This is a genomic window from Curtobacterium sp. ISL-83, assembly GCF_018613895.1.
Lineage (GTDB): Bacteria > Actinomycetota > Actinomycetes > Actinomycetales > Microbacteriaceae > Curtobacterium.
Genome location: NZ_JAGGPH010000005.1, coordinates 61,598 through 86,933, shown reverse-complemented (window position 1 = coordinate 86,933; position 25,336 = coordinate 61,598). Strand labels below are relative to the sequence as shown.

The window sequence follows — 25,336 nt, the reverse complement described above, 5'->3', positions numbered from 1 at the left end:
TTATTTCCCGCACCTTTGGGTGTGGGGCTCGCGTCCACTTTGTGGTTCCCGATATATGATCGGGAATCAGAATTGAATACTTCGCCACGCCCAGGCTCTCATTCGTGTGTGCCGGGGTGTGCTGGCGGGACAGTTTTGATCCGGGATCTGGGTCGAGAGTGTTCCGGTGGTCATAGCGAGAGGGAAACGCCCGGTCACATTCCGAACCCGGAAGCTAAGCCTCTCAGCGCCGATGGTACTGCAAGGGGGACCTTGTGGGAGAGTAGGACGCCGCCGGACTTAACGTGCAACACCAGGGAACCCCTGACCGTGACCGGTCAGGGGTTTTCTGCGTTTGTGAGGCCTCACTTCATGTCTCCGCAGGGGGTCCGGTGAGCCGCTGCCGGGTGCCCCGTCGTGGTGATCGGTGCAGCCCGGAGGGTACGCGCGCGGGCCGGTAGGATCGGATGGTCATGACTGCGCCATTCACCACTGCCACCGGCTCCGACATCCGAGTCCGTTTCTGCCCGAGTCCGACCGGGACACCCCACGTCGGGCTCATCCGGACGGCCTTGTTCAACTGGGCGTACACGCGCCACAACGGCGGCAAGCTCGTGTTCCGCATCGAGGACACGGACGCCGCACGGGACAGCGAGGAGTCCTACGAGCAGCTCATCGACGCGCTGCAGTGGCTCCGTCTCGACTGGGACGAGGGCGTGGAGGTCGGAGGACCCCACGGACCGTACCGGCAGTCCCAGCGTTCCGATGTCTACGCGGACGTCATCGCGAAGCTGCAGGCCTCCGGCCACATCTACGAGTCGTTCGTGACGCCGGAGGAGATGGAAGCGCGGAACCTGGCCGCTGGCCGGGACCCGAAGCAGGGGTACGACAACCACGAGCGGGACCTGTCCGAGGCCGAGCGCCAGGCGTTCCGCGACGCCGGCCGTCTGCCGGCGCTCCGCCTCCGCGTCCCGGACCGCGACCTGAGCTTCGCCGACCTGGTCCGCGGCGAGATCACCTTCAAGCAGGGCACCTTCCCGGACTTCGTGGTCGTCCGGCCCAACGGCAAGCCGCTGTACACCTTCACGAACCCGGTCGACGACGCGTTGATGGGTGTGACCCACGTGCTCCGGGGTGAGGACCTGCTGTCCTCGACGCCGCGTCAGATCGCCCTGTACGAGGCGCTCTACGAGATCGGCCTGACGACGTTCATTCCGGTGTTCGGGCACCTGCCCTACGTGATGGGTGACGGCAACAAGAAGCTGTCGAAGCGGGACCCGGAGTCCAACCTCTTCCTCCACCGCGCGAACGGCATGATCCCCGAGGGGCTCGTCAACTACCTGGCGCTCCTCGGCTGGTCGATCGGTGCCGACCGCGACGTCTTCTCGATCGACGAGATGGTGGCGGCGTTCGACGTCGTCGACGTGAACCCGAACCCCGCGCGGTTCGACCAGAAGAAGGCGGAGGCGATCAACGGTGACCACATCCGTCTGCTCGCGCCGGAGGACTTCCGGGACCGCCTCCTGCCGTACCTGACCGGGATCGTCGCCGACCCGGCGACCCCTGCGGAGCTCGAGGTGCTCACCCGGGCGGCGCCGCTCGTGCAGGAGCGCATGCAGGTGCTCAGCGAGGCTCCGGGGATGCTCGGGTTCCTGTTCACCGACGACGACGCGCTCGTGGTCGAGGAGGACGCCCTCGGCACCCTCAAGGCCGACGCCGGCGACGTGCTGCGCGCCGGGATCGCTGCGCTCGAGCCGTTGGCGGACTGGACCACCGAGGCGATCGAAGCGGCGCTCCGCGAGGCTCTGATCGACGGCCTCGGACTGAAGCCGCGGTTGGCGTTCGGCCCGCTGCGCGTCGCGGTGTCGGGCCGGCGCGTGAGTCCACCGCTCTTCGAGTCGATGGAGATCCTCGGCAAGACGTCCACGGTTGCCCGCCTGCGGTCTCTCGCGGACCGCTGACGGGCGATCACGTGACCGTCGACCAGGCGCCGCCAGGAGCCGCCGCCGCGAAGCACACGGCCCACACGGTCGATGTGGTCGTGGTCGGGGCAGGCCCCGCGGGCCTCAGCGCTGCCCTCAACCTCGTCCGCGCCAAGCGCTCCGTCCTCCTCGTGGACTCGAACCGGCCGCGGAACGCCGCGACGCTCCGGTCCCACGGGTTCCTGACGCGCGACGGTGTCTCGCCGCTCGAGCTGCGGAAGCTCGGCCGCGAGGAGGTCGCGTCCTACGACGAGGCGACGGTGGTCCAGGCCGTCGTGGACGACGTCTCGCGGGACGGCGACGTGTGGCGGGTGCACGGCACGTGGCGTGGCTCGCAGGTGACCGCCGTGGCGCGGGTGGTGGTCGTCGCGACGGGCCTCCGAGAAGAGTTCCCCGCGTTGCCGTCCCTCCGGGCGTTCTACGGGGCGAGCGTGCACAGCTGCGTGGAGTGCGACGCCTACGAGAAAGCCGGTCAGCCGTTGGCCTTCATCGGGGAGACCGACGACGTGGTGGACCGCGCGCTGCTCGTCGCGGCCTGGACCGACGACCTCGTGCTGTTCACGAACGGGGTCGTCCGGGTCGGCCAGGGCGACCGTGCGCGACTCGCGTCCGCCGGCGTGCGGCTCGACGAGCGGCCCGTCGCGGACCTCGACGGGGACCGGTCCGGGTTGACGGGCGTTCGCCTCGCAGACGGCGACGTGGTGCCGCGCACCGGGGCCTTCGTCCGACCGATCTGGCACGTGGACCTCGATTGGCTGGACGCGTCGGTCGAGCGCGACGAGGAGGGGCTCGTCGTGGTGGACCGTGTCGGCCGGACCAGCGTCCCGGGGTTGTACGCCGTCGGGGACATCACCCCTCCGGGGCCCGAGCAGTTGATCGTGGCCGCCGGGCACGGGGCGGCGGCCGCGGCGGCGGTGCACCGGGACCTCGTCGGTGGTCTCGCAAGCCTCCGGGATGCTGTACAGTAGTTGATCGTGCCCCGGGCAACCGGGACGCGAGGCCGTGAGGCCTCTTGGGGTATGGTGTAATTGGCAACACAGCGGTTTCTGGTACCGTCGTTCTTGGTTCGAGTCCAGGTACCCCAGCTCTGACGAAAGGCCCCCGGGAATCCCGGGGGCCTTTTGCATCGGCGTTGGACTTCGCTTGTCGGCGGACCTGCCAGGCGTCGGCAGGACCGCGTTCAGGAGGCGCAGGGCCGCCACCGCGGTGCGTGGGCGGGGAGTCCCCGTCACGCGGGAACAGGGTCGGACGGCGCTGTCGCGGGTTGGTGCGCGTCGCGCGCCCAGGGGACGCTGCGCGTCCCGGTCACTCGTCCCGTCGGACGGGACGCGACACTGGAAGGGCTGCCGCGCTGGGCCTGCCGTCAGCGCGACGGGACGCGACGTTCGAGGCGGTGCCGCGCTGGGCCTCCGGTCTGCCGTCCTGAACGACGGGACGCGACTGTCGAGGCGCAGCCGCGCTGCGCCTCCGGTCTGCCGTCCTGAACGACGGGGCGCGACCGTCGAGGAGCCGCCGTGCCGCGCCTCCCGTCCGGCCGTCAGCGCGACGAGTCGCGACCCTCAGGACGCAGCCGCACCGCTCTGCCGGTACGCGACCACCCAGTCGACGAGCACGTGCCCCGCGGCGTCCGTCGGGACCGGCTTGTCGTCGATCGACGTCTCCGCCTGCAGGGTCACGCGCATCGGCGTGGTCGGCACCGCTCCGGTGACGGTCTCCAGCAGCTTGCCGTCCCACCAGAAGCGGACGGCGTCGGCGGTCCACTCGACGGTGGCCGTGTGCCAGTCCGTCTGCCCGCCGGACGTGCTCGTCGGGTCCTGGGGCAGGAAGGTCATCTTCCCGCTCTTCGGGTCGTAGCTGCCGGGGATGGCCGAGACGGGGCGGACGTCGCCGGTGAGGTCGCCCTCGGGCCAGTCGATCTCGCCCTCGTTCCAGTCGCCGGACAGCGGCCAGAGGATCATCACGAACTTGTACCCGGGGACCGTGTCCGCCCGGTACCGGATCGACACGCGCTGGTGCACGTACGAGCGGTACCCGGCCGGCAGGACCGACGCGACGAGGGGCTGCGCGCCACTGCTGTGCAGGTGGAAGTCGAGCGTCGAGTCGTGCACGGAGACGACCTGGTCGGGCGAGTAGAGGCCCTTTCCGGAGGTGTCGTGGATCCCGGTGTACTCGGCCATCTTCGGGTAGACGGCGAGCAAGCGCCCGGCGGTGGAGTCCTGGTCGAAGTCCTCCGCCAGGTAGGGGATCCACCGGGTGCCCTCCGACTCGACCGCTCCGGTCGGCATCCGGTCGGCCTGGGCGCTCGAGTCCGCGAGGCGGCTCGGGATGACGACGGCCGCGGTCCCGGCGACGGCCGCGACCCCGACGCCGCCGGCGATCACGAGGCCCCGGCGGAGGAAGCTCCGCCTGGACGTCACCCGGTGGCGGGCTCCTGGCTCATGCTGCACGGGACACCTCGTAGATGCGGACGCCGTCACGGTCGTACCGCAGGGTCCCCTCGCTGGCGACCGACCGCTCGATCGCGTCGATCTGCGCCCCGGTGACGCTGCCGCGGGCGATGGCGTCGGCGCGCTGCCCGGCGGAGAACACGAGCCAGGAATCGCCGCCGAACGAGCGGTCGCCCAGGACGGTCCGGAGGTCTGCGGGCGTCAACCCCTTCGGGAAGTACGCCGCGGCGTCCTGGAGCGTGGCGACCTGGCCCCAGTGCCGGAAGTAGTTGTCGTAGTGGGGGCCGAGGATGTCGGGGAAGGTGCCGACCGTCGTGAGGCTGTCGTCGGCGGCGAACCGGCTGTCGAGCCAGGTCGCGGCCGCGACCTCACCGGGCGCGGTGCGGTTCGCCTGCTCCGCCTGGAACGTCGCGCCGATGAACAGGCCCGTGGTCACGGTGAGGACGAGCGCCATCGCGACGAGCCGGACGCCACGGCCGTGGAAGGCGCGGGTGGCGGCGATCGCCAGGAACGGTGCGGAGAACAGGACGACGCGGAACTTCGCCTCGCCGCCGTAGCTCTGGCCGAGCACGAGGACGATGGGGGAGACGGCGAACCACGCGACGACGAGCGCCTGTCGCACGTGCCCGGAGCGGACCATGCGGACGAGTCCGACGAGGGCGATGACCGCGACGAGGGCCGTCAGCGCCAGGACGCTCCGGCTCTGCAGGGTGGTCGCGATCGACGGCAGGGCGATGGAGGTCGACGCCGCGGTGACGTTGCTGACCGGGTCGAACCCGGTGGTGAGTCCGAAGTTCTTCTCGATGTACCCGAGGTTGGGGACCAGGTACAGCAGGGGCATGGCGAGGAGGGGGAACACGAGCCACCAGGGCCGCAGGAACCCGAGCACGAGGAGCGGGGCGAGTGCGGCGACCACCACGAAGGGGGTGAGCTGGTGGCTGGCGGTCATCACGAACTGCAGGACGAGCACGAGCGTGACGGCGGTGATCGTGACCGTCCGGGTCGGCGTTGGGACCGTCTCGACGACCGGCGCACGTCGTGCGCGGGACAGCCGGGAGGCGGTGGTCGCCACCCAGCGTCCGATCGCGTTGGGCGAGCGCCGGAGCGCGGTCAGGGCGACGAGGACCGTCGACAGGAACAGCATGAACGCGAACGCCTGCGGCGAGTAGTAGTCCTGGCCGACCCAGTTCGCGGCGCTGAACAGCACGGCCGCGACCCAGGCCCAGCGACCGCGGAGGCCGAGCGCACGTCCGATCCCGAGCACGAGGGCCCCGTCGGTGAGCGCGAACGCCAGCTCGGCCCAGCGCACCGGGTCCATGGCGTCGAGGTGTCCCGTCGCGGCGCCGAGGAACGCGCTGACGCTGAAGAAGCCCGGCCACCGGTTGTAGATGTCGATGGACGGGTCCACCGCCCCGTGCTGCCCGATGTACGCGGTGACGGCGATGTGCTTGAAGACCCACGGCGGTCGGGGCTCGGTGGCGACCAGGTTCGTCGTGCCGTACATCACCGCGAGCAGCGCGGCGGCCGAGACGGCGCGGACGATCGTCGGGTAGCGCCGGTCGACGAGGGACACGAGGGCGACGGCGATGACCGCGACGGCGCCGATCCACCAGATCGGCGGGAGGGCGGTGAGGAGGCCCCACTCACCGAGCGGCGACGAGCCGGTCTGCGCGTTCCCCACGGCCCACAGCGCGATGCCGGTGACGAGGACGCCGACGCCGACCACGGAGCGGACGAGGACGGCGGTGGCGAGGCGGTCGCGGCCGACCGCTCCGGCGAGGGGGCGGTGGGCGGTCCGGACCGTCTGGACGCCGTGGCCGAGGGACACCCAGCCGGTCAGCAGGAGCAGGAGCCCGGCTGCGGGGAGCGGGGTCCACTGCTTCGTCCAGACCATCGCGAGTGCGAGCACGGCCTCGATCGCGACGCTCGTCGCGACCACGAGTGCGCCGCGGCTCACCGGCTCGCGGACCCCGAGCAGCCGCACGACGGGCAGCCCGGGCACCACGAGGAGTGCCACGAGCACGACCGCGGTGCGGACGGTGCCGGTCGCGCCGGTGGCGATCAGCAGGATCGCTGCGAAGGCGAGGACCGCCGCCACCAGGGAGGGCAGCGGGGAGCGGGGGATCCGGCGGGTGTCCGAGCGGAGTGACAACCGGGTCGGGGTCGTGGTGGCGGTCACAGATCGACCACCGCGATCAACAGACGCATCGGGCGTCCCTTCGGGTCGGGGCCGAAGCTGCGGCCAGGGTGTGAGGCGACGATAACCGGGCGGCGCTGGCCTCCGGCAGTGGAGGGTGTCGGAAGTGCGGACGGCCTGCGGCATTGCGGGATCGCGCATCGCTGCCGGTCGGCCGTCGCCCGAAACCGCACGCTTCGACGGTCGCGTTGACCCTTCCGGTGCCCGACCGCGACGGTGGACGAGTCCGGTGCTCGGGCGGCACCCTGCGCGGTGCCGGGCGAGCACGCCCCACGAACCGATCGGCTCCCGCCATGCCCGACACCGCTCCGCGACCGCTGCAGCCCCGCGTCGTGCTCCGGCGCCCGATGGCGAGCGACGCAGCGCCGACGTGGTCCGGCGCCGTCTGGGTCGGCGGCCTCGACGTCCGCGACGTCCCGGCCGACGCCGACACCGTGATCGGCCTCGACGCGTCCGACGGCCACGCCACCGCACGACTGCTGGTCCGGGACGGCACGGCGCCCCTCGGGTTCGTCGACCTGCCGCTGCAGGACGGCACGTTCACCGCCGGAGCGCTGCGGCGCGCGATCTCCGCGCTGCCCCCGGCGGAACACCCGCCGGTGCCGGTGCGGCTGCCGAGCACCAGCGTGGTCCTCTGCACCCGCGACCGGGCCGACCAACTCGAGGGAGCGCTCCGCTCCCTGCTCGCGCTCGACCACCCCGACTTCGAGATCGTCGTCGTGGACAACGCCCCCTCGGACGAGTCCACCCGTGACCTCGTCACCACGGTCTTCACCGACCCACGGGTGCGCTACGTCCGCGAACCGACGCCCGGCCTCTCCACCGCACGGAACGCCGGCGTGCGCGCCGCACGGCACGAGATCGTGGCCTTCACCGACGACGACGTCGTGGTGGACCGCGGGTGGCTGCGCGCGATCGCGTCCGGGTTCTCCCGTGGCGCCGACGTCGACTGCGTGAGCGGACTGGTCGCGAGCGGTGAGCTCCGGACCCCGGCGCAGCGCTACTTCGACGACCGCGTCACGTGGTCGCGCAACCTGGTGCCGCGGGTCTACCGGCTCGCCACGCCGCCCGCGGACCGGCCGCTCTTCCCGTTCTCCGTCGGCGACTACGGCACCGGTGCGAACTTCGCGATGCGGCGCGACGCGCTCACCCGGCTCGGCGGGTTCGACGAGGCCCTCGGCGTCGGCACGGTCACCGGCGGGGGCGAGGACATCGACATGTTCTCGCGGGTCGTCCTGGCCGGGTCCGCCCTGGTCGTCGAACCGGCGGCGCTGGTGTGGCACCGGCACCGGGCGGACGTCCGCGCGCTCCGCACCCAGGCCGCCGGCTACGGCACGGGGCTGGGCGCCTGGCTCACGAAGACCGCCCTGCGTCCCCGGACCCTCGGCATGGCGCTCGTCCGGGCGCCGCGGGCGGTCCGGCACTTGCTCGTCGGCGAGGCGATGCGTCCGGCAGCAGCGGGAGACCCGACGACCGATCCCATCGCGACCGGTCCCACCCCGACCGGTCCCACCACGACCAGCCCCGCCACGCCGCCGGCCGCGGTCGTCGGGGCGGACGCGGCGTTCGAGCGTGAGGTCGCCCGCGTGCGGTGGGTCGAGCTCTGGGCCGTGGCCCGGGGCGTCGGACGCTACGCGCGGTCCCGGCGGACCGTCCTGGCGCGTGCGGCCGCCCTGCAGCGCGCGTCCGGCGCGACCGCCGTGCGGTCCTGACGCGCCACGTACCGGACGGGAGGCCCGTGGCAGCGCCGCCACGGGCCTCCCGTCCACTGGGGCCACCGACCTGCCCCTCGGAACCGACCCGTCCGGGCCGACACGCCGTCCGGTCCCGCCGTTGCGGGTTTCCGTATCCGCCATCGGTGGCCCGCAACGCAGCCCCCGGCGCATTGACCAGGCTCCCGCCCCCGACGAAGGTTGGGACTGCCCGGGAACGGCGTACCCACGCCCGTCAGGGCAGGTCGCGGGACTCCCTCCCGCCGCACGCAGCACCACCCGCGTCCACTCGTCGCCCACCCAGCGGCGGAGCAGTTCCTCGCGGTCACATCCGAATGCAGCCTGAACCCGACAGGAGCACCATGTCCGCCAGTACCGCCCGACCTCGAGACCCCAGGGTCTCGGTCGTCATCCCCGCCAGGAACGAGGCCCGCAACCTCGAGATCATCCTCCCGAAGCTCCCGCCCGTGTACGAGGTGATCCTCGTCGACGGCAACTCGGTGGACGACACGATCGCGACCGCGCAGCGCCTGATGCCGGGCATCAAGGTCGTGCAGCAGACCCGCAAGGGCAAGGGCAACGCACTCGTCTGCGGGTTCGAGGCCGTCACGGGCGACGTCGTCGTCATGTTCGACGCGGACTGCTCGGCCGACCCCGACGAGATCCCGCGGTTCGTCGACGCCCTCGTGGCCGGCGCGGACGTGGCGAAGGGCACCCGCTACTCGCTCGGTGGCGGCAGCGACGACATCACGATCGTGCGCAGCCTCGGCAACCGGGGGCTCAACCTCATCTCGAACCTGCTGCTCCGCGCCCGGTACACCGACCTCTGCTACGGCTACAACGCCTTCTGGGCGGACACGCTGCCGAAGATCGGCCTGCTGTCCTCGACGCTCCCGCAGCCGACCGACGGGTCGATGCGCTGGGGCGACGGCTTCGAGATCGAGACGATCCTGACGTGCCGCTGGTCGGCCGCGGAGCTCTCCATCGCCGAGGTGCCGAGCCACGAGAAGCTCCGCGTGCACGGGCACAGCAACCTCAACGCGATCAGCGACGGCATCCGCGTGCTGAAGTCGATCATGCACGAGCGTCGTCGCGCCGCCCAGGCGCAGGCCCGTGCCCGACTGGCGCCCCTGCCCGGCCGGGTCGTGCCGGCGACGGTGCGCGCGCTGGACGAGGAAGCAGCGTGACGCAGCCCACCGTCGCCGTCGTCATCTGCGCGTACACGCAGCAGCGATGGGGCGACCTGCAGGACGCGGTCGAGTCGGCGAAGCGGCAGCCGGAGGCGACCGAGGTGATCGTCGTCATCGACCACGAGCCCGAGCTGTTGCTCCGCGCCCAGGCGCGGTGGCCCGAGCTCCGCGTGGTGCCGAACGCCGAGGACCGCGGGCTCTCCGGAGCGCGGAACACGGGCGTCGCCCTCGCCGAGGCCGACGTCGTGGCGTTCCTCGACGACGACGCGACGGCGGACGGCGACTGGCTCGCGCACATGGTCGAGGCGCTCGCGCTGCCCGACGTCGTCGGCGTCGGCGGACGTGCGACCCCCTCGTGGCCGACCGCGACCGGAGCCGGCCCGTACCCGGACGAGCTGCTGTGGATCGTCGGCTGCAGCTACGCCGGACTCCCCGCCGAGGCCGCCGACGTCCGCAACGTGATCGGGTCGAGCATGGCCTTCCGGCGCGACGTGGTGCTCGCCGCCGGCGGCTTCCGCTCCGGCATCGGCCGGGTCGGGAACCAGCCCCTCGGGTGCGAGGAGACCGAGCTCTGCATCCGCATCGCGCAGCAGCAGCCGGGTTCCCGGATCCGCTACGAACCGCGTTCGAACGTGTCGCACCGGGTCTCGCCGGACCGCGTCACCATGCGCTACGTCCGTCGCCGCAGCTACTACGAGGGCATCTCCAAGGCCGTGTTGAGCCGTCGGGTCGGCGCGCGCGACTCGCTCTCGAGCGAATCGACGTACCTGACGCGCGTGCTGCCCCGCGCACTCGTCCGGGAGCTCGGCGCCCTCGGTCGGGGCGGCGGGACCCGTGCGGTCGCCATCGTGTCCACCGTCGTCGGCACCGTGCTCGGCTACGGCATCGGCCGGGTCTTCGGGTCCGTCGTGGTCCGCGCCCCCGCTCCGGTGGCACCCGTCCGCGAGTCCGTCCGGACGTCCTGAGCCCGGAGGAGCACTCGTGATGGACGCACACCCGAGCGCGGGCCCGTCCCCGGACCCGTTCGCGGATCGGGAACCGGTTGCCGGCGACACCGAGCGCGTGCTGACGATCGTCGCCCATGCCGACGACGACCTGCTGTTCGCCGGGACCCGGCTCCGCCAGCACGTCGCGGCCGGACACACGCTCCGGTCCGTCGTGCTGACGGCCGGGGACGCGGGCCGGACGTCCTCGTACTGGCGGCCCCGCGAGGTCGGCCTGCAGGAGTCGTACGCCAGCATCGCCGGCGTCGCGTCGCGGTGGTCGACGAGCACGGTCACGGTGGCTGGTCGGACGCTGCGGGTGGACACGCTCGAGACGGATCCCCGGATCAGCATCGTGTTCCTGCAGCTCCCGGACGGCAACATGGACGGCTCGGGGTTCTGGCGGACGCGTCGCCGCAGTCTGCAGCGCCTGTACGACGGGTCGCTCGACCGGATCCGGACCGTCCGCGGCGCCGACCACCCCGGGACGTTCACGGTGGAGGAGCTCCGGACCGTGTTGGCCGGGCTCGTCGACGCCTTCGCGCCGACCGCCCTGCTCACCCTCGACCACGTGGGGTCGTACGGTGACGGCGACCACAGCGACCACCACACGGTCGCGTACCTCGCCGACGAGGCCCGCCGAGGCTACGCGGGGCAGCACAGCTTCACGGGGCACGTCGGGTACCCGATCGCGGGCCGCCCCGTGAACCTCAGCAGTGAGCAGGTCGAGGAGAAGTCCGCGGCGTTCTTCACGTACGCCGCCTTCGACCGTGAGACCTGCTCCACCCCGGAGTCCTGCGCGGTCCGGCCGGAGGGGTCGTGGTTGCGCCGGGAGTACACCGCGGCGTGACGCGCTGACCGGTCGTGCGTCAGGCCCCGGCGCCGCCGTCGACCGGCACGATCGCGCCGGTGACCATCGATGCCCGGTCGCTGAGGAGCCACGCGGCCACCTCGGCGACCTCTGCCGGCTCGGCCATCCGGCCGAGCGGCACGGACGCGGTGAGCTGCTCCGTGACGCCAGGGGTGGCGGCCTCCCACGCCTCGATCATCTCGGTGGCGGTCCCGCCCGGGGTGATGCCGTTCACGCGGATCCGCTGCGGTGCCCAGGTGACGGCGGCGGTCTCCGTGATGCTGTTGAGGGCCCGCTTCATGGCCCCGTACGCCGGCAACACGGGGTTGGCGCGCCGACTGCCGATGCTCGACGTGTTGACGATCGCACCACCCCCGCTCCGGCGCATGAGCGCTGCCTCGGCGGTCATCGCGACCCAGTGCCCGCGGAAGTTGACCGCGAACTGCGTGTCGATGTCCTCGTCGCTCGTGTCGTCGAGTGGTCCGGGTTGCTGGATCGCCGCCCCGTTGTTGAACGCGCCGTCGAGACGTCCGTGCAGCGCCTCCACCCGGTCGACCGCGGCGCGGATGCTGTCGGGGTCGGCGAGGTCGAGGGCGACACCGTCGGCGACGCCCCCGGCGGCGCGGATGTCCGCCACCACGGTGTCGAGGGCGTCGGCGCGGCGGGCCGTCAGGACGACCGAGGCGCCCTCACGGGCGAAGAGCCGGCCGGCGGCGGCGCCGATCCCGCGGCTGGCTCCGGTGATGAGCACGACCTTGCCGGTGAGCAGGCCGATGGGGGTGTGGTTCGTGTCGTTGGTCATGGTCACAGCGTGCGGCCGCACCGTCGACCGGAGGCAGGGACGATCGGTACCAGGATCCGGTGGCGTCGATGGGGGAGGATCGGGGCATGGACAAGCAGGAACTCGCGGCGTTCCTCCGCTCCCGGCGCGAACGGCTCCGACCCGAGGACGTCGGGCTTCCGTCCGGCCCACGACGCCGGACGCCGGGGCTCCGCCGCGAGGAGGTCGCGGTCCTCGCCCACATCTCCACCGAGTACTACGTGCGTCTCGAGCAGGGACGAGCACCGCGGCCGTCAGCCGAGGTCCTCGCCGGGATCGCCGGGGGGCTCCGCCTGTCCGACGCGGAGTCGGAGCACCTGCACCTGCTCGCCGGCACCGCGCAGCTGCACGACGGTCGTGTCCGCCGGGACGTCCGGCCGAGCATCCTGGCGGTCGTCGAGCGGTTGCCGCAGACCGCGGCGATCGTGATCTCGGCGACGTTCGAGGTGCTCGCCTGGAACGGACTCGCGGCGGCGCTCATGGAGGACTTCGGACAGCGGACGCCCGCGGAGCGGAACCTGGCGCGCCGCGCGTTCCCGACCGGCGACGACCGCGAGGACCCACAGCCGTTCGGGATCTCCGACGGCAGCGAGTTCCGGCGGCACGTGGTGATGCGACTCCGGGCGACAGGGGCCCGGTACCCGTCGGACCCCGCGGTGACCGAGCTCCTCGACGAGCTGCGTCGGAACGAGGACTTCTCCGCGCTCTGGGAGCGGCACGACGTCCACGCCGCCCCGGTGCTGCAGAAGACGTTCCACCACCCGGAGGTCGGGCCCGTCACGGTCGACTGCGACAGCATGGCGCTGACCGAGCAGGACCAGCACCTCGTGCTGTACACGGCGGCGGCCGGGTCGCGCGACGCCGACGCCCTGGCCCTGCTGGGCGCTGCACGCGGACGCAGCGGCGTCGGCGTCCGCCCGACGGGACCGCACGGAGCGCCACGGGTCACGATGACGCGACCGCGACCGCGACCGCCGTCACACGTGTGGCGTCGACGGCAGGAGGAACCGACCGCTGTCGACCGCGTCACGCACCGCCGTGAGCGTCTCCGACGGGGTCTGCGCCGTGGTGTCGAGCACGTGGCCCTCGAGAGCGCCGAGATCCGAGAACTGTCCCCACAGCGACGCGATCGGCGCCTCGTCGACGAGTGCCCCCGGCTCGGCGCGGTGGACCGCACGCCGCAGGGTCTCGTCGCGTGACGGGCGGAGCACGACGTAGTGCAACCGCCGCATGCCGGTGCCGGTGCCGGTCCCTGGCTCGCGGAAGTGGTGCAGCATCCACGGGCCGACGACCCCGTCGACGACGACCACGAAGCCGCCGTCGGCGTACGTCGCTGCCGCGTTCCGCACGACGCGCAGGACCGTCTGGTTCTGCTCGTCGGACTCGGGGAGGTACGGCGCGATCCCGCCGGCGACGATCGCGTGCCAGAAGTCGTCGGTGTGCAGGTGGACCGCACGGGGGAATGAGGTCGCGAGGGCGCGCGCCGTGGTGGACTTCCCGGCACCGGGAGGCCCCGTGACGATGACGACGTCGGATGCGCTCACGTTCCCGCACGCTAGTCGCCTGGGCCTTGCGCATCCGGCCGTCCGGTTGCACGCTGTCGTCATGACGGCAACCGACGACGGACGAGTGCGCCGGCTCCGCCCGGCCGTGCTCCTGCTGGCCGGCGTGGAGGCAGGGCTGAAGATCGCCGCGCTCCTCGACCTGGCACAGCGACGGCCGAGCGAGGTGACCGGCACGAAGCGCCGCTGGGCGATCGCGCTCGTCACGGTGAACTCGGCCGGCATCCTGCCGGTGTGGTACTTCCTCCGGGGCCGCACCCGACGCTGACCGGTCCCCGGTCCTGGGAGGCACCGGTCGCCAGCGGCCGTCCGCTTCAGCGCTGGGCGTGCTCGAGCAGCGCCCGGAGGAGCGCGGACACGTGCTGGGCGCGACCGTGGTGGTCCCGGACGAACGCCCGCGACCGCACGCTCAGCGACGGTGACTCCCGGACCTCGCCGAGGGCCCGCAGGACGGACCCCGCCAGGGCGTCGGCGTCGAGCGGGTCCACCGTGAACCGGGCCCACTCCCCGGCCAGGATCTCGCCGGTCCCACCCGCCGCGGACGCGACGACGGGGTGCCCGGCGGACATGGCCTCGACGACCACCCGACCGAAGCCCTCCGGCTCGATCGAGGGCGCCACGACGAGGTCGGCGGCGTGCAGGAGGGGGACGACGTCGTCCCGCTCGGGCAGGACGAGGACCGAGCCGGCGGGCAGCGACGCGATCGCCCGGCGGACGTCGAGTGCGTCGTCGGGGACGAGCGGACCGGCGAGGACGAGGAGCGGGTCGCCGAGGTGCTGCTCGGACGTCCCGCCACCCGCGGCCGCCTGCCGGGCCGGGACCTGCGCGAGGACGCGACCCCATGCCTCCAGGAGGGCCACGACGCCCTTCGCCCGGGTGAGCCGCCCGTAGTACAGCACCGTCTGCACGGTCAGGTCGATCCCGAGGGCGCGGCGTGCGCGGAAGACCTCGGCCGGTGTGGCGGAGGGGAACGCGGCGGTGTCGACGCCGTTCGGCACGATCGTGATGCGGTCGGCGGGTACCCCGACGTCGGCCCAGGCCCGTGCCATCACGTGGGACACCGCGAAGAAGTGGGTGCGGCCGCCCGCGAACGGGGCGACGCGTCGGTAGTTCGGCGCGTGGTGGAGGTGCACCGCGAGCGGCACGCCGGCGATCGTCGACACCACGCGACCCCAGAGCAGGTGTTCGGGGCGGTTGAGCCACAGGACGTCGAGGTGTGCCCGACGGATGCGGAGTCCCTCGCGGACGAACCGCAGGACGTCCCGGGGCGCGGTCCGGACACTGAACCGGTAGTCGCTCGCGAGGTGTGTCGGCACACCGATCCGGTCGTACGGCGCCTTGCCGTCGTCCGGTCGACCGGAGCGAGCCGGTCGGTGCCACACCTCGACGTGGTGCCCGGCCTCGACGAGTTCGCGGGTGTCCTCGAGGACGCAGCGTTCCACGCCGCCGATGATCGGCAGGCCGTTCGTCACGACCCCGATGCGGAGGGCTCTCGGGATGGTCACGCGAGTCCCCCTCTCGCGACCCGGAGACGGTGCACGAAGAACGGCAGGCAGGCGATGATGCCGACGACCCGGACGCAGTTCCAGACGAGGTCCTGCGGGACGAGGACCGACACCGCGGACACGAGGATCGAGGCGGCGACGATCAGCACGATGCGGAACCGGGGCCCACGCCACTCGCGGCGGTCCCGCAGCACGGCGAGCTGCAGGCCGGCGACCACGATGAAGGCGATCACCGTGGCGATGCCCGCGCCGGCGATGCCGAGACGCGGCACCAGGACCAAGTTCGCCCCGATGTTCACCACGGCGGCGATGGCCGCGATGCTGCCGAGGGCGATGCCGCGCCGCTCGACGATGAGCAGCGGGTCCGTGGCCCCGCTGGCGACCACCGGGAACGCGGTGAGGGCCACGACGAAGACCACGACGGTCAGACCGTGCACCCGGTACGAGGCGGGAGCCAGGATGGGCAGGACGATCGGCGAGACCAGGGTGACGGCGACGAGCACCGGAGCGAGCAGCAGGTACAGCTGGTCCCGGGCGTGCATGGCGAGCTCGCGGCGGGCGTCGGCGTCCCGGAGCCCCGCGAAGTGCGGCGACCACGCCTGGTTGGTGAACGTCAGCAGGAGGATGACCGCCGAGCCCACCACGTAGGCGATCTGGTAGCGCGCGACCTCTTCCGGCCCGAGGAGACGCTGCACGACGATGCGGTCGCCGGCGTTCAGGACGAAGTAGGCCAGCGCGCCGAAGGCGACGGGCACGCCGAGCCGGAACGCACGCGCGTTCGTCCGTCGGTCGAGGAGTCCGGCGAGCCGGGGTCGTGCGGCCAGGAGACCGATGACCATCGCCACGGTCTGCGCGATGACCGTGCCCCACGCGTACGTCGTGGCGTCACCGTGGAGCAGCGTGAGCAGCGCCAACCCGATGACCGAGCCGCCGACCGAGGACAGCAGACTGGTCACCGCGAAGACCCGGAGGCGGTCCTGCGCGACGAGGAACGACAGGCACAGCTGCACGATGGCGGCCGGCCCGGTCCAGAGGACGACGACGAGGAGCACCGGGCGGGCGCTGACGAACCCGGCGACGTCGCCCCACAGGGGAACCGTGGTCGCGGCGGTGACGGCGATGACGACCGCCGTGGTCACCCCGACGGCGAGCAGCCCCCTGGCCTTGCGGTCGTTGCCGTCCTCGGCGCGCTGCAGGACCGCTGCCTGGTCGAGGCCCGCGACGGCCAGCACGACGAGTGCCTGGAAGATCGCCATGGCCGACGCGAGCACGCCGAACTCCGACGGCGGCATCAGGTGCACCAGGATCGGGGAGATGAGGGAGCTCACGACGAGCTGCATCGACCAGACGACGACGTAGAGCAGCCCGCGGCTGAAGAGCACGGTCGCGCGCTTCTGCACGACGACGCCCCTGGCCTCGGCGTGCGCCTTCGCCTCGCGTCGCGTCTGCGGTGGCATGGTCACGAGGCGATCACCTCGGCCGTCCAGCCATCGCGCAGCCCGCGAGCGCGGCCTCGGAGAGCGGCCAGCTGTGCCGGGTGGGAGGGCACGAGCCGAGCCGAGGTCGGGGGAGGGATGGCCATGTACCGAACGCTAACCGTGCCGTTCCGAGGCCGACAAGCGGGGGTCGGGCCCCCTGCGGGGAAGGAGCGGTTTCCCGCACGAGTGCGCCGAACGGGAGCGCCCTGCGCGTGCGGTCAGGCCCTGATCAGGCCCGGATCAGGCCCGGATCAGGCCCGGGTCAAGCCCGGATCACCAGGGCGGGATCAGCGGCGTCGCCGGTACTTCGGGCAGTCGCAGAGGGCGCAGTCGCTGCCCGGCCGGTAGTGCTCGTGCGCGGCCTGTTCGTGACCGCAGACGCACGTGGCCGTCTCGGTCTGCGCGCGGGGCCGGAGCGCGATCGGTTCCCGGAGCGTGGTCATCGGAGCCGATCCTACGGGGTCGGGCTCGACGCACCTGTCCGCAGCCGCGAAGCGCGGCGTGGCGCGTCGCGACGCACCGACGCGGGTCAGTCCGTTGATCCCTCTCCGGGCGGTCCCGCCCGCGTCCGGTCAGGAGGCCCGGTACCGGCCCGCCTCGACGTCCCGCCACCGTCGCCGGCTGCGGAACCACGCCGCCGGTCCGGCCGGGAAGCCGCGGAGCTCGTGGTACGCCAGCGATCGCGGCACCGCGCCGACGGCGCTCGCCGCACCCGCGGCGCTCGCCGCGTGGACCGCGTTCGCTCCGCCGTCCTCGGCGGGGGCGGGGGCGGCCGCTTCCGCCCGCCCGGTGAGCTTCGCGAGCACCTGCTTCGTCTTGACGGTCGCCGCGAGCGGCATCAGGCGTGTCAGGACGGCCACGTGGCGGCGGTCCTTCGCAGCGAGCGCGCACATCAGCGCCGTGAACCCGACGCCGTTGCCGTGCAGCTGCTTGTGCAGGTCCTCGATCGTCTGCCGGTGCCGGTGGTGCACGACCGCCTGCGGCTCGAAGCCGATCCGTCCGCCGCGCCAGAGCGTGTCGATGAACATCGCCAGGTCCTCGCCACCGCGGGCGGGCGACCCGGCACCGAGGGTGGTGTCGAACCCGCCGACGGCGTCGATGACGCTCCGCCGGTAGGCCATGTTCGCACCGGCCCCGTACGCGCCGATGCCGTACACCGCGAAGTGCTTGACCACCGTGCCGTCCGGCCGGACCGCGCTGACGCGGGCGTGCCGCATCGTGCCCGTGACGTCGTCGGGGACGATCGTCACGGGGGTGAAGGTGCGCTCGCCGCTGAACCCGCCGTAGTACGCCTCGTACCAGATCTGGGCAGGGGTGGTGAGTTCGACGGGCAGGATCACGCCCGTGACGGCGTCGAGTTCGGGCTCGCGGACGAACCGCGTGCCGATCGCGCGCAGCCAGTCCGGGTCGACACGGACGTCGTCGTCCGTGAACGCGACGACCTCGCCGGTCGAGGCGGCCACACCGGCGTTCCGTCCGGCGGACAGGCCAGGGCGCCGTTCGGTGACGAGCCGGACGCCCCGCCCCTCCAGGAGGGCGGGGAGCGCGTCGGAGGCCGGGACGCGGACACGGTTGTCGACGACGATGACCTCGTGCCGCGGGTAGTCCTGGTGCTCGAGCACGTCGAGCAACCGGCCGAGGTCCTCGACACGGTCCACGACGGTGGACACGACGACCGAGATGCTCGGGAGCAGGTGGTCGGCGACCGGTGGCAGCGCCGCGGCGACGGTCCCACGGAGGGCCCGGAGTGCGTGCTCCGCGTCGGCCGGGTCATCGGTCAGCAGGACGTCGAGCGTGCCGGTCGGGTGTCCGTTCCGGTACCCGATCACGAGCGCGGACGACCCGGTCTCGTCGGCCACCAACCGGGGGAGTGGGGCGTCGAGGTCGACGTCGATCACCCGTCGGGGAGCGGGCAGCACGGTGGCGGAGCGAGGAGCCATGTGCGGGACGCTACGGGGGGCGGCACGGCTCGGACAACGCCCGGGCACGCCCCTGGCGGGGTTCGTGCGGAACCCCGCACCGGCGTCCGCGTGTGCCCCGAACGTGGGTGAGCGCTCACCTTGCCCCAGAAGGTCACGCTGCGGTCACCGAACCAGTGCAACCGGTTGCGGAACCCCAGCAGCGGGCGTACGTTCCTCCACCAGCAGGCAGCGGCGCCTGCTGCAGGAAGCGTCGTCGTCACCCGATCGACGCCGCCTGGTGATCTCAATGAGGAGACAACGCTGTGAAGACAACACGGGCCAAGGTGCGATTCGCATCGGTCGCAGGGGTCGCCGTCATCGGCCTCGTGCTCACCGGCTGCTCGAGCGGGAGCTCGGCGTCGAACGACTCGAAGAACGGCCAGGACAGCCGCGGACCGATCACGTACGTCCAGGGCAAGGACAACTCGAACGTCGTCCGCCCGCTGATCGCGAAGTGGAACAAGGCGCACGGGAACGAGAAGGTCACCTTCAAGGAGCAGTCCGACCAGGCCGACCAGCAGCACGACGACCTCGTCCAGCACTTCCAGGCGAAGGACTCCGGCTACGACGTGGTCGACGTCGACGTCGTGTGGACGGCGGAGTTCGCCGCGAAGGGTTGGCTGACCCCGCTGACCGGCAGCATGAAGGTCGACACGTCGAAGCTGCTGCCCGCCACGGTGAAGACCGCGACCTACAACAACACGCTCTACGCCGCGCCGCAGACCTCGGACGGCGCGCTGCTGTACTACCGCAAGGACCTCGTCAAGACGCCGCCGACCACCTGGGCGGAGATGATGAAGGACTGCTCCATCGCCAAGCAGGCCGGTATCGGCTGCTACGCGGGACAGTTCGCGAAGTACGAGGGCCTGACGGTGAACGCTTCGGAGGCGATCAACGGCTCCGGCGGGTCCATCCTCGGCAAGAGCGGCAAGCCCGACGTGAACTCGTCGACCGCCAAGTCCGGTCTGCAGAACCTGGTCGACGCCTTCAAGGACGGGAACATCCCCGCCGAGGCGATCACCTACCAGGAGGAGCAGGGCCGCACGGCGTTCGAGAGCGGCAAGCTGCTCTTCCTCCGCAACTGGCCGTACGTGTACAGCCTGGCGAAGGCCGACGGCTCGTCGAAGGTGAAGGACACCTTCGGCATCGCCCCGATCCCGGGTGCGGACGGCACGGGCGCCTCGACGCTCGGCGGCCACAACGCGGCGATCAGCGTGTACTCGAAGCACAAGGCGACGGCGCACGACTTCCTCGAGTTCCTCGAGTCCAACGAGACGCAGAAGTTCTTCGCGACGCAGGGCTCCCTCGCCCCCGTCGTCGGTGACCTCTACACGGACTCCGCGCTCACGGCGAAGCTGCCGTACCTGCCGACGCTGCTCAAGTCGATCCAGTCGGCCGAGCCCCGTCCGGTCACGCCGTTCTACCCGGCCGTGACCAAGGCGATCCAGGACAACACGTACGCCGCCCTGAAGGGCTCCAAGAGCGTCGACGCCGCCCTGAAGGACATGCAGGCCGCGCTCACCACCGCCACCAACAGCGGGAGCTGACCCGGGCGGCGTCCGCGCCGCCACACCGGACTGGAGGCCCGTGGCTGAGCCAGCCACGGGCCTCCAGGTCCGCCCCATCCTGCGTTCCGACACCCCCGGCAAGGAGGCCGTCACGTGTCAGCAGCAACCGAGATCCCCGCCGCCATCCCGAACCCCACGGGCATGGAGCCCAAGCAGACCCGACGCAAGGGCGGGCTCAACGCTGAGCACGGCCGGTGGGCCGTGTACCTCATCGGCCCGACGATCGTGCTCCTCGCCGTCGTCATCGGCTACCCGGTCGTCAGCGCGATCCTGCAGTCGTTCCAGCTCGACCAGGGCCTCGACAAGGCGACCGGCCTGTTCGTGCAGGGCGGCTTCGCCGGCCTCACGAACTACCTGCACTGGCTCAGCCAGCAGTGCGGCACCACCACCTGCCCGCCCGGCAGCCTCGGCTCCCAGTTCTGGGTGTCGATGGGCAACACGTTCTTCTTCACGGTCGTCACCGTCCTGTTCGAGACCGTGATCGGCGTGTGGATGGCGATCATCATGAACCGCAACTTCAAGGGCCGCGCGCTCGTCCGCGCTGCGATCCTCGTGCCGTGGGCCATCCCGACCGCCGTCACCGCGAAGCTCTGGTACTTCATCTTCGACGCGAACGGCGTCCTGAACCACGTCCTCGGGCACCAGATCCTCTGGACGAGCGGCGAGTGGTCGTCGCGGTGGGCGGTCATCATCGCCGACACGTGGAAGACCACCCCGTTCATGGCCCTGCTCATCCTGGCGGGCCTGCAGCTGATCCCCGAAGAGGTCTACGAGGCCGGCAAGATGGACGGCGCCTCGACGGTGCAGCGCTTCATGCAGATCACCCTGCCGCTCGTGCGGCCGGCGCTCATGGTCGCGATCCTGTTCCGCGTGCTCGACGCGCTGCGCATGTACGACCTGCCACAGATCCTCACCGGCGGCGGTGGGGGATCCGGCAACGCGACCACCACGCTGTCGATCCTGGTCGTGGACCAGATCCGGCAGGGCTTCAACTCCGCGTCGGCCCTGTCCACCATCACGTTCCTGGTGATCTTCATCGTGGCGTTCATCTTCGTGCGGTTCCTCGGAGCCAACGTCGTGCAGACGCAGAACGCCTTGCAGAAGGGTGAACTCAAGTGACACTCGCAGCAGACCGGCCGCGTTCGGCGGCCCGCGCACAGGACCGCGCGGTCGACCGCAGCGACGTCCGGGTACAGCGCCACACCGGACAGAAGCTCCGCACCGGCATCCAGGCGGTCGTCATCGCCGTCTGGTGCCTGCTGCCGTTCTACTGGATGGTGGTGACGAGCTTCCGCGACGTCGGGTTCACGTTCGACGCCACCCCGTGGCCCACCCACGTGACGCTCGACAACTACACGACCGCGTTCTCCACGGCACTCGGCAACCACCTGGGCCGTGCGCTCATCAACAGCGTCATCATCGGCGGCACGGTCACGATCATCGCGCTGCTCGTCGGGACGAGCGCCGCGTACGCGCTCGCCCGGTTGGAGTTCAAGGGCAAGTCCCTCATCGCCGGTGCGATCCTGGCCGCGTCGATGTTCCCCGGGGTCGCGCTCATCTCCCCGCTGTTCCAGCTGTTCACGGACATCGGGTGGATGGGCAGCTACCAGGCGCTCATCCTGCCGAGCATCTCGTTCGTGCTGCCGCTGACGGTCTACACGCTCGCGTCGTTCTTCCGCGAGATGCCGTGGGACCTCGAGGAGGCGGCTCGGATCGACGGGTGCACCCGCGTGCAGGCGTTCCGCCGGATCATCCTGCCGCTCGCCGCCCCCGCCGTGTTCACGACCGCGATCCTGGCGTTCATCTCGTCCTGGAACGAGTACCTCATCTCGTCCCAGCTGTCGTCGGACAAGACCCAGCCCGTCACCGTCGCGATCGCGTCGTTCGCCGGGTCCCAGCCGCACCAGGAGCCGTACACGGCGATCATGGCCGCGGGCACGATCGTCACGATCCCGCTCGTCATCCTCGTGCTCCTGTTCCAGCGCCGCATCGTGGCCGGCCTCACCGCCGGTGGCGTGAAGGGCTGACGACCGTGGCACAACGCGCGCCGATCCGGCCGACCACCCGGATCGAGGAAGCGATCGGCTTCGTCGGCTGCTTCGGGGTGCTGTTCCTCGGCATCACGGTGTTCTGCGAGGTCACGGGGCGTCCGGCGCTCGCCTGGGCACTCACCCTGCTCGTGTGCGTGCTCGGCGTCCTCGCGCTCAACCGGTGGCGGACGTCCGTGCTCCGACGGACGGCCGACGCTGAGCGGGCCATCGTGCGGACGGCGGCCGCTGCACCGGTCACGATCGTCCACGCCGCGGCGGAACCGACCCGTCACGGGGCGGACGCGACCCGCGGCGCGGACGGCTGACGCGCCTCCCGGCCGTGGTCATGGGCATCCAGGAGATCGCGACCGTCACGGGCCTGTCCAAGTCCACCGTGTCCCGCGCCCTGCGCGGCATGTCGAGCGTGGCCGACACCACGATCGACCAGGTGCGGCGGGTCGCCGACGAACTCGGGTACGTCCCGAGCTCGGCGGCGGCCGGTCTCGCCACCGGACGGCAGCGTGCGGTCGGTGTCGTCGTCCCCGTGATCGATCGCTGGTTCTACGTCAAGGCGCTGTGCGGGGTCGACGCCGAACTGCGACGGGCCGGGTACGACCTGGTCCTCTACAACCTCGGCGGACCACGGGGCGACCGCGACCGGGCGTTCCGTCGTTCCATGCTCCGGCACCGGGTCGACGCGCTCGTGCTGCTGTCGCTCGTGCTCGACGAGACCGAGCGCGCCGAACTCGAGCTTTCGCGGCACCCGATGATCGTCATCGGCGGACCGGCGCCGGGGCTCCGGAACGTCGGTGTCGACGACGTCGTCGTCTCCGGGCTCGCCGTCGACCACCTGCACGGCCTCGGGCACCGCGACATCGCGTACATCGGCGGACAGGACGAGGACGGCATGAACGTCGCTGTGCCGTACCTGCGACGGGACGGCTTCGTCGAGGCCGTGCAGGCGCGCGGACTGACGCTGCCGGACCGGTGGCTGCTGGACGGACGGTTCTCGTTCGCCGGGGGAGCGGCGGCGGCGTCCGCCCTGTTCGCCGGTGGTGACCTGCCCACCGCCGTGTACTGCGCGTCCGACGAGATGGCGCTCGGGGTCCTGCTCGCCGCGCAGCGGGCCGGCCTGTCGGTGCCGGGCGACGTCTCGGTGATGGGGGTGGACGGGCACGAGTACGGCGCGACGGTCGGCCTCACCACCGTCGCGCAGGACCCGGTGGCGCAGGGGCGGCGGGCGGCGCAGGTGATGATCGCGGAGATCGACGGTGCGGCCCCGGTCTCGCTGCCGCCGGAGCCTGCGCACCTGGTGATCCGGTCGACGACGGGGCCGGTGCGGGCGGGGCGGTAGCGCAGCGCCGTGCGGCAGGGGCGGGTCTGGTCCGTCCGGCACGGGCGGGGTTGGGCCGTCCGGCGCGGTCGGGCGGGTGCTGGGCCGTCCGGCTGGGTCAGGCGGGCGGTCTCCGCCGCGGGTACGGTCGCCGGCATGGAGGTCACCAAGCTCGAACACGCCTGCCAGATCGTCAGCGAGGCCGACCAGCGCCTGGTGATCGACCCGGGGACCTTCACCACGCCCGTCGACGTGACGGGCGTGGTGGCCGTCGTCGTCACCCACCAGCACCCCGACCACGTGACGGCCGAACAGGTGCACCGGATCCTCGCCGCGAACCCCGGAGCCCTCGTGCTCGGGCCCGCCGGGGTCGCGGGCGCGCTCGCCGCGGACGGCATCCAGGTCGACGTGGTGACCGACGGGGACCACCGGACGGTCGGCCCGTTCGACCTCACCTTCCACGGGACGCGCCACCAGCTCATCCACGCCTCGGTCCCGGTCGTCGACAACACCGGCGTGCTGGTCGGCGGCGCCCTGTTCTTCCCGGGAGACGCCTACACCGTGCCCGGGGTGCCCGTCGACGTCCTCGCGACCCCGGTCGGCGCGCCCTGGCTGAAGATCGGCGAGCTGATGGACTACCTGGCCGACGTCGCCCCACGACGTGCGTACCCCGTGCACGAGGCGACCCTGTCCGAGGTCGGTCTCGCGATGCACGTCGCCCGGATGCGCGAGGTCGTCGAACCCGCGGGCGAGGTCGTGGTGCTGCGGCCCGGCGAGACCCTCACGATCTGAGCGTCGGGATCGTCCCGTCGCCGACCATCCGCTGGAGCTGCTCGGCGTCCCACGGAGCGTGCCGCTCGGCGTCGTTGTCGAAGTACACCCAGACCTGCCGGCCCGCGCGGACGTGCTCCGCGATGGTCGCCGCCCACGCCTCGAGGGCCCCCTCGGAGTACCCGTCGTGGTAGGTGTGCGGCGCCCCGTGCAGCCGGAGGTAGGCGAGCGGAGCGTCCGTGTCGACGGTGAAGCGTGGGAAGTCGCCCGCGTGCGAATCCACCAGCGCGACCCGGTGCCGACGGAGGACCGCGACGTGCTCGTCGGACACCGCCTGCGCGTTCCGGACCTCGAGGACGTGGTGGATGACGGTCGCCGGGGTCTCGGTGGTGGTGAGCGGCTCGCGGACCTTCTCGTCGTGCCGGGCAGCGAGGTCGGCGGCCTGCGCGTGCGTGGTCGGCAGCTGCGCGAGGAACGCGTCGAGCACGTCGGGCTCCGGCACGAGCCGCTCCGGGAGTTGCCACAGGACGGGGCCGAGGGTCTCGCCGAGCGCGAGCGGACCCGAGGCGAAGAAGTTCGCCAGCGCGGTCTCGACGTGCTGCAGGCGGAGCATGTGGGTGACGTACCGCCCGCCCTTGAGCGCGAAGCGGAAGTCGTCCGGCACGGCGTCCCGCCAGGCACGGTAGCGCGAGGGGCGCTGCAACGAGTAGAAGGAGCCGTTGACCTCGACCGTGGGGAAGTGCTGGCCGACGTACTCCAGCCACCTGCGCTTCGCGAGTCCTGCGGGGTACCAGTCGCCCCGCCACGCGTCGTACTGCCACCCCGACAGGCCGGTCCGAACGGTCATCGGCCCACCGTATGCCCGCGCCGGAATGCGCGGCACAGCCGGCGACACGCCTCGTTTTGGTGCTTCGGTGCTCCTGTGCCATACTTGTCGACGTTGTCGGAGCGGCCCCATCGTATAGCGG

Annotated in this window: 23 protein-coding genes, 1 tRNA gene, 1 rRNA gene and 1 pseudogene; 16 read left to right on the top strand and 10 right to left on the bottom strand. The window is 72.0% G+C overall.

Annotation, left to right across the window (positions count from 1 at the left end):
- Window positions 1–162: 162 nt before the first annotated feature.
- The 4 genes from rrf (at window position 163) to J7E22_RS03795 (ending at window position 3,046) form a co-directional block, all read left to right on the top strand.
- A 5S ribosomal RNA gene (rrf, locus tag J7E22_RS03810) occupies window positions 163–279 on the top strand.
- 173 nt (window positions 280–452) lie between these two features.
- Window positions 453–1,940 (top strand): glutamate--tRNA ligase, encoded by a 1,488-nt coding sequence (gltX, locus tag J7E22_RS03805; protein WP_214979081.1) that lies wholly within the window; start codon window positions 453–455, stop codon window positions 1,938–1,940.
- Between the two features lie 11 nt (window positions 1,941–1,951).
- Window positions 1,952–2,929, top strand: coding sequence for an NAD(P)/FAD-dependent oxidoreductase (locus J7E22_RS03800; RefSeq protein WP_214979079.1), 978 nt, complete (start codon window positions 1,952–1,954; stop codon window positions 2,927–2,929).
- A gap of 45 nt (window positions 2,930–2,974) precedes the next feature.
- A tRNA-Gln gene (locus tag J7E22_RS03795) sits at window positions 2,975–3,046 on the top strand.
- Between the two features lie 474 nt (window positions 3,047–3,520).
- Here the strand turns inward: J7E22_RS03795 and J7E22_RS03790 are convergent.
- Window positions 3,521–4,408: a glycoside hydrolase family 16 protein gene (locus J7E22_RS03790; protein WP_214979076.1), complete on the bottom strand. Its 888-nt coding sequence runs from the start codon at window positions 4,406–4,408 to the stop codon at window positions 3,521–3,523.
- Window positions 4,398–6,587: a hypothetical protein gene (locus J7E22_RS03785; protein WP_214979074.1), complete on the bottom strand. Its 2,190-nt coding sequence runs from the start codon at window positions 6,585–6,587 to the stop codon at window positions 4,398–4,400. Before J7E22_RS03785 ends, J7E22_RS03790 begins: the two co-directional genes overlap by 11 nt.
- Window positions 6,588–6,898: 311 nt before the next feature.
- On the opposite strand from J7E22_RS03785, the gene J7E22_RS03780 reads away from it, so the two are divergent.
- The 4 genes from J7E22_RS03780 (at window position 6,899) to J7E22_RS03765 (ending at window position 11,340) form a co-directional block, all read left to right on the top strand.
- A complete protein-coding gene (locus J7E22_RS03780) occupies window positions 6,899–8,317 on the top strand; it encodes a glycosyltransferase family 2 protein (RefSeq protein WP_214979071.1) in 1,419 nt (472 codons plus the stop codon).
- A gap of 362 nt (window positions 8,318–8,679) precedes the next feature.
- Entirely contained in the window at window positions 8,680–9,504 is an 825-nt protein-coding gene (locus J7E22_RS03775; RefSeq protein ID WP_214979068.1) for a glycosyltransferase family 2 protein, read from the top strand.
- Window positions 9,501–10,472 (top strand): glycosyltransferase family 2 protein, encoded by a 972-nt coding sequence (locus J7E22_RS03770; protein ID WP_214979066.1) that lies wholly within the window; start codon window positions 9,501–9,503, stop codon window positions 10,470–10,472. The genes J7E22_RS03775 and J7E22_RS03770 overlap by 4 nt, the downstream gene beginning before the upstream one ends.
- A 19-nt stretch (window positions 10,473–10,491) precedes the next feature.
- Complete coding sequence (locus tag J7E22_RS03765; RefSeq protein ID WP_251008705.1) at window positions 10,492–11,340, top strand: PIG-L family deacetylase; 849 nt, start codon at window positions 10,492–10,494, stop codon at window positions 11,338–11,340.
- Window positions 11,341–11,359: 19 nt separating this feature from the next.
- Here J7E22_RS03765 and J7E22_RS03760 read toward each other — a convergent pair whose 3' ends face one another.
- A complete protein-coding gene (locus J7E22_RS03760; RefSeq protein ID WP_214979062.1) occupies window positions 11,360–12,142 on the bottom strand; it encodes an SDR family NAD(P)-dependent oxidoreductase in 783 nt (260 codons plus the stop codon).
- 68 nt (window positions 12,143–12,210) lie between these two features.
- Here J7E22_RS03760 and J7E22_RS03755 point away from each other — a divergent pair.
- Window positions 12,211–13,029 (top strand): annotated as a pseudogene (locus J7E22_RS03755) (helix-turn-helix transcriptional regulator); the annotation flags it as partial.
- Window positions 13,030–13,137: 108 nt separating this feature from the next.
- On the opposite strand, the gene J7E22_RS18095 reads toward J7E22_RS03755, so the two are convergent.
- Complete coding sequence (locus J7E22_RS18095) at window positions 13,138–13,704, bottom strand: AAA family ATPase (RefSeq protein WP_308159140.1); 567 nt, start codon at window positions 13,702–13,704, stop codon at window positions 13,138–13,140.
- A 61-nt stretch (window positions 13,705–13,765) separates the two neighbouring features.
- On the opposite strand from J7E22_RS18095, the gene J7E22_RS03745 reads away from it, so the two are divergent.
- On the top strand, window positions 13,766–13,990 hold the full coding sequence (locus J7E22_RS03745) for a hypothetical protein (protein WP_214979058.1): 225 nt from the start codon (window positions 13,766–13,768) through the stop codon (window positions 13,988–13,990).
- Between the two features lie 46 nt (window positions 13,991–14,036).
- On the opposite strand, the gene J7E22_RS03740 is transcribed toward J7E22_RS03745, so the two are convergent.
- The 5 genes from J7E22_RS03740 to J7E22_RS03725 all read right to left on the bottom strand — a co-directional run bounded on the left by J7E22_RS03740 (window position 14,037) and on the right by J7E22_RS03725 (window position 18,645).
- On the bottom strand, window positions 14,037–15,227 hold the full coding sequence (locus J7E22_RS03740) for a glycosyltransferase family 4 protein (RefSeq protein WP_214979055.1): 1,191 nt from the start codon (window positions 15,225–15,227) through the stop codon (window positions 14,037–14,039).
- Window positions 15,224–16,684 carry a lipopolysaccharide biosynthesis protein gene (locus J7E22_RS03735; protein ID WP_214979053.1) on the bottom strand — a complete coding sequence of 487 codons (1,461 nt, stop codon included), beginning with the start codon at window positions 16,682–16,684 and terminating at the stop codon, window positions 15,224–15,226. The genes J7E22_RS03740 and J7E22_RS03735 overlap by 4 nt, the downstream gene beginning before the upstream one ends.
- Window positions 16,685–16,686: 2 nt before the next feature.
- Window positions 16,687–16,809, bottom strand: coding sequence for a hypothetical protein (locus tag J7E22_RS17840; RefSeq protein WP_285439833.1), 123 nt, complete (start codon window positions 16,807–16,809; stop codon window positions 16,687–16,689).
- Between the two features lie 183 nt (window positions 16,810–16,992).
- On the bottom strand, window positions 16,993–17,148 hold the full coding sequence (locus J7E22_RS03730) for a hypothetical protein (RefSeq protein WP_214979051.1): 156 nt from the start codon (window positions 17,146–17,148) through the stop codon (window positions 16,993–16,995).
- Window positions 17,149–17,277: 129 nt separating this feature from the next.
- Window positions 17,278–18,645, bottom strand: a complete 1,368-nt coding sequence (locus J7E22_RS03725; protein ID WP_214979049.1) for a glycosyltransferase family 2 protein — start codon at window positions 18,643–18,645, stop codon at window positions 17,278–17,280.
- 284 nt (window positions 18,646–18,929) lie between these two features.
- Here J7E22_RS03725 and J7E22_RS03720 point away from each other — a divergent pair, with 284 nt between their 5' ends.
- The 6 genes from J7E22_RS03720 to J7E22_RS03695 all read left to right on the top strand — a co-directional run bounded on the left by J7E22_RS03720 (window position 18,930) and on the right by J7E22_RS03695 (window position 24,389).
- On the top strand, window positions 18,930–20,213 hold the full coding sequence (locus J7E22_RS03720; RefSeq protein WP_214979047.1) for an ABC transporter substrate-binding protein: 1,284 nt from the start codon (window positions 18,930–18,932) through the stop codon (window positions 20,211–20,213).
- A 162-nt stretch (window positions 20,214–20,375) separates the two neighbouring features.
- The gene (locus tag J7E22_RS03715; protein ID WP_214979099.1) at window positions 20,376–21,353 is read left to right on the top strand and encodes a carbohydrate ABC transporter permease; all 978 of its coding nucleotides are present in this window, start codon (window positions 20,376–20,378) and stop codon (window positions 21,351–21,353) included.
- On the top strand, window positions 21,350–22,261 hold the full coding sequence (locus J7E22_RS03710) for a carbohydrate ABC transporter permease (protein ID WP_214979045.1): 912 nt from the start codon (window positions 21,350–21,352) through the stop codon (window positions 22,259–22,261). Before J7E22_RS03715 ends, J7E22_RS03710 begins: the two co-directional genes overlap by 4 nt.
- Before the next feature lie 5 nt (window positions 22,262–22,266).
- Entirely contained in the window at window positions 22,267–22,590 is a 324-nt protein-coding gene (locus J7E22_RS03705) for a hypothetical protein (protein ID WP_214979042.1), read from the top strand.
- Between the two features lie 20 nt (window positions 22,591–22,610).
- Complete coding sequence (locus tag J7E22_RS03700; RefSeq protein ID WP_214979097.1) at window positions 22,611–23,618, top strand: LacI family DNA-binding transcriptional regulator; 1,008 nt, start codon at window positions 22,611–22,613, stop codon at window positions 23,616–23,618.
- A gap of 135 nt (window positions 23,619–23,753) precedes the next feature.
- Window positions 23,754–24,389, top strand: coding sequence for an MBL fold metallo-hydrolase (locus J7E22_RS03695; RefSeq protein WP_214979040.1), 636 nt, complete (start codon window positions 23,754–23,756; stop codon window positions 24,387–24,389).
- Here the strand turns inward: J7E22_RS03695 and J7E22_RS03690 are convergent.
- Window positions 24,379–25,215: a DUF72 domain-containing protein gene (locus tag J7E22_RS03690; protein ID WP_214979039.1), complete on the bottom strand. Its 837-nt coding sequence runs from the start codon at window positions 25,213–25,215 to the stop codon at window positions 24,379–24,381. The two genes, J7E22_RS03695 and J7E22_RS03690, sit on opposite strands and share 11 nt — an antisense overlap.
- Window positions 25,216–25,336: the final 121 nt, after the last annotated feature.

Excerpts from the sequence above, each read along its gene's own strand:
- gltX (WP_214979081.1), top strand. The coding sequence starts at position 453 with ATGACTGCGCCATTCACCACTGCCACCGGCTCCGACATCCGAGTCCGT.
- J7E22_RS03780 (WP_214979071.1), top strand. The coding sequence starts at position 6,899 with ATGCCCGACACCGCTCCGCGACCGCTGCAGCCCCGCGTCGTGCTCCGG.
- J7E22_RS03775 (WP_214979068.1), top strand. The coding sequence starts at position 8,680 with ATGTCCGCCAGTACCGCCCGACCTCGAGACCCCAGGGTCTCGGTCGTC.
- J7E22_RS03765 (WP_251008705.1), top strand. The coding sequence starts at position 10,492 with ATGGACGCACACCCGAGCGCGGGCCCGTCCCCGGACCCGTTCGCGGAT.
- J7E22_RS03760 (WP_214979062.1), bottom strand. The coding sequence starts at position 12,142 with ATGACCAACGACACGAACCACACCCCCATCGGCCTGCTCACCGGCAAG.
- J7E22_RS03745 (WP_214979058.1), top strand. The coding sequence starts at position 13,766 with ATGACGGCAACCGACGACGGACGAGTGCGCCGGCTCCGCCCGGCCGTG.
- J7E22_RS03735 (WP_214979053.1), bottom strand. The coding sequence starts at position 16,684 with ATGCCACCGCAGACGCGACGCGAGGCGAAGGCGCACGCCGAGGCCAGG.
- J7E22_RS17840 (WP_285439833.1), bottom strand. The coding sequence starts at position 16,809 with ATGGCCATCCCTCCCCCGACCTCGGCTCGGCTCGTGCCCTCCCACCCG.
- J7E22_RS03730 (WP_214979051.1), bottom strand. The coding sequence starts at position 17,148 with ATGACCACGCTCCGGGAACCGATCGCGCTCCGGCCCCGCGCGCAGACC.
- J7E22_RS03725 (WP_214979049.1), bottom strand. The coding sequence starts at position 18,645 with ATGGCTCCTCGCTCCGCCACCGTGCTGCCCGCTCCCCGACGGGTGATC.
- J7E22_RS03715 (WP_214979099.1), top strand. The coding sequence starts at position 20,376 with ATGGAGCCCAAGCAGACCCGACGCAAGGGCGGGCTCAACGCTGAGCAC.
- J7E22_RS03700 (WP_214979097.1), top strand. The coding sequence starts at position 22,611 with ATGGGCATCCAGGAGATCGCGACCGTCACGGGCCTGTCCAAGTCCACC.
- J7E22_RS03695 (WP_214979040.1), top strand. The coding sequence starts at position 23,754 with ATGGAGGTCACCAAGCTCGAACACGCCTGCCAGATCGTCAGCGAGGCC.
- J7E22_RS03690 (WP_214979039.1), bottom strand. The coding sequence starts at position 25,215 with ATGACCGTTCGGACCGGCCTGTCGGGGTGGCAGTACGACGCGTGGCGG.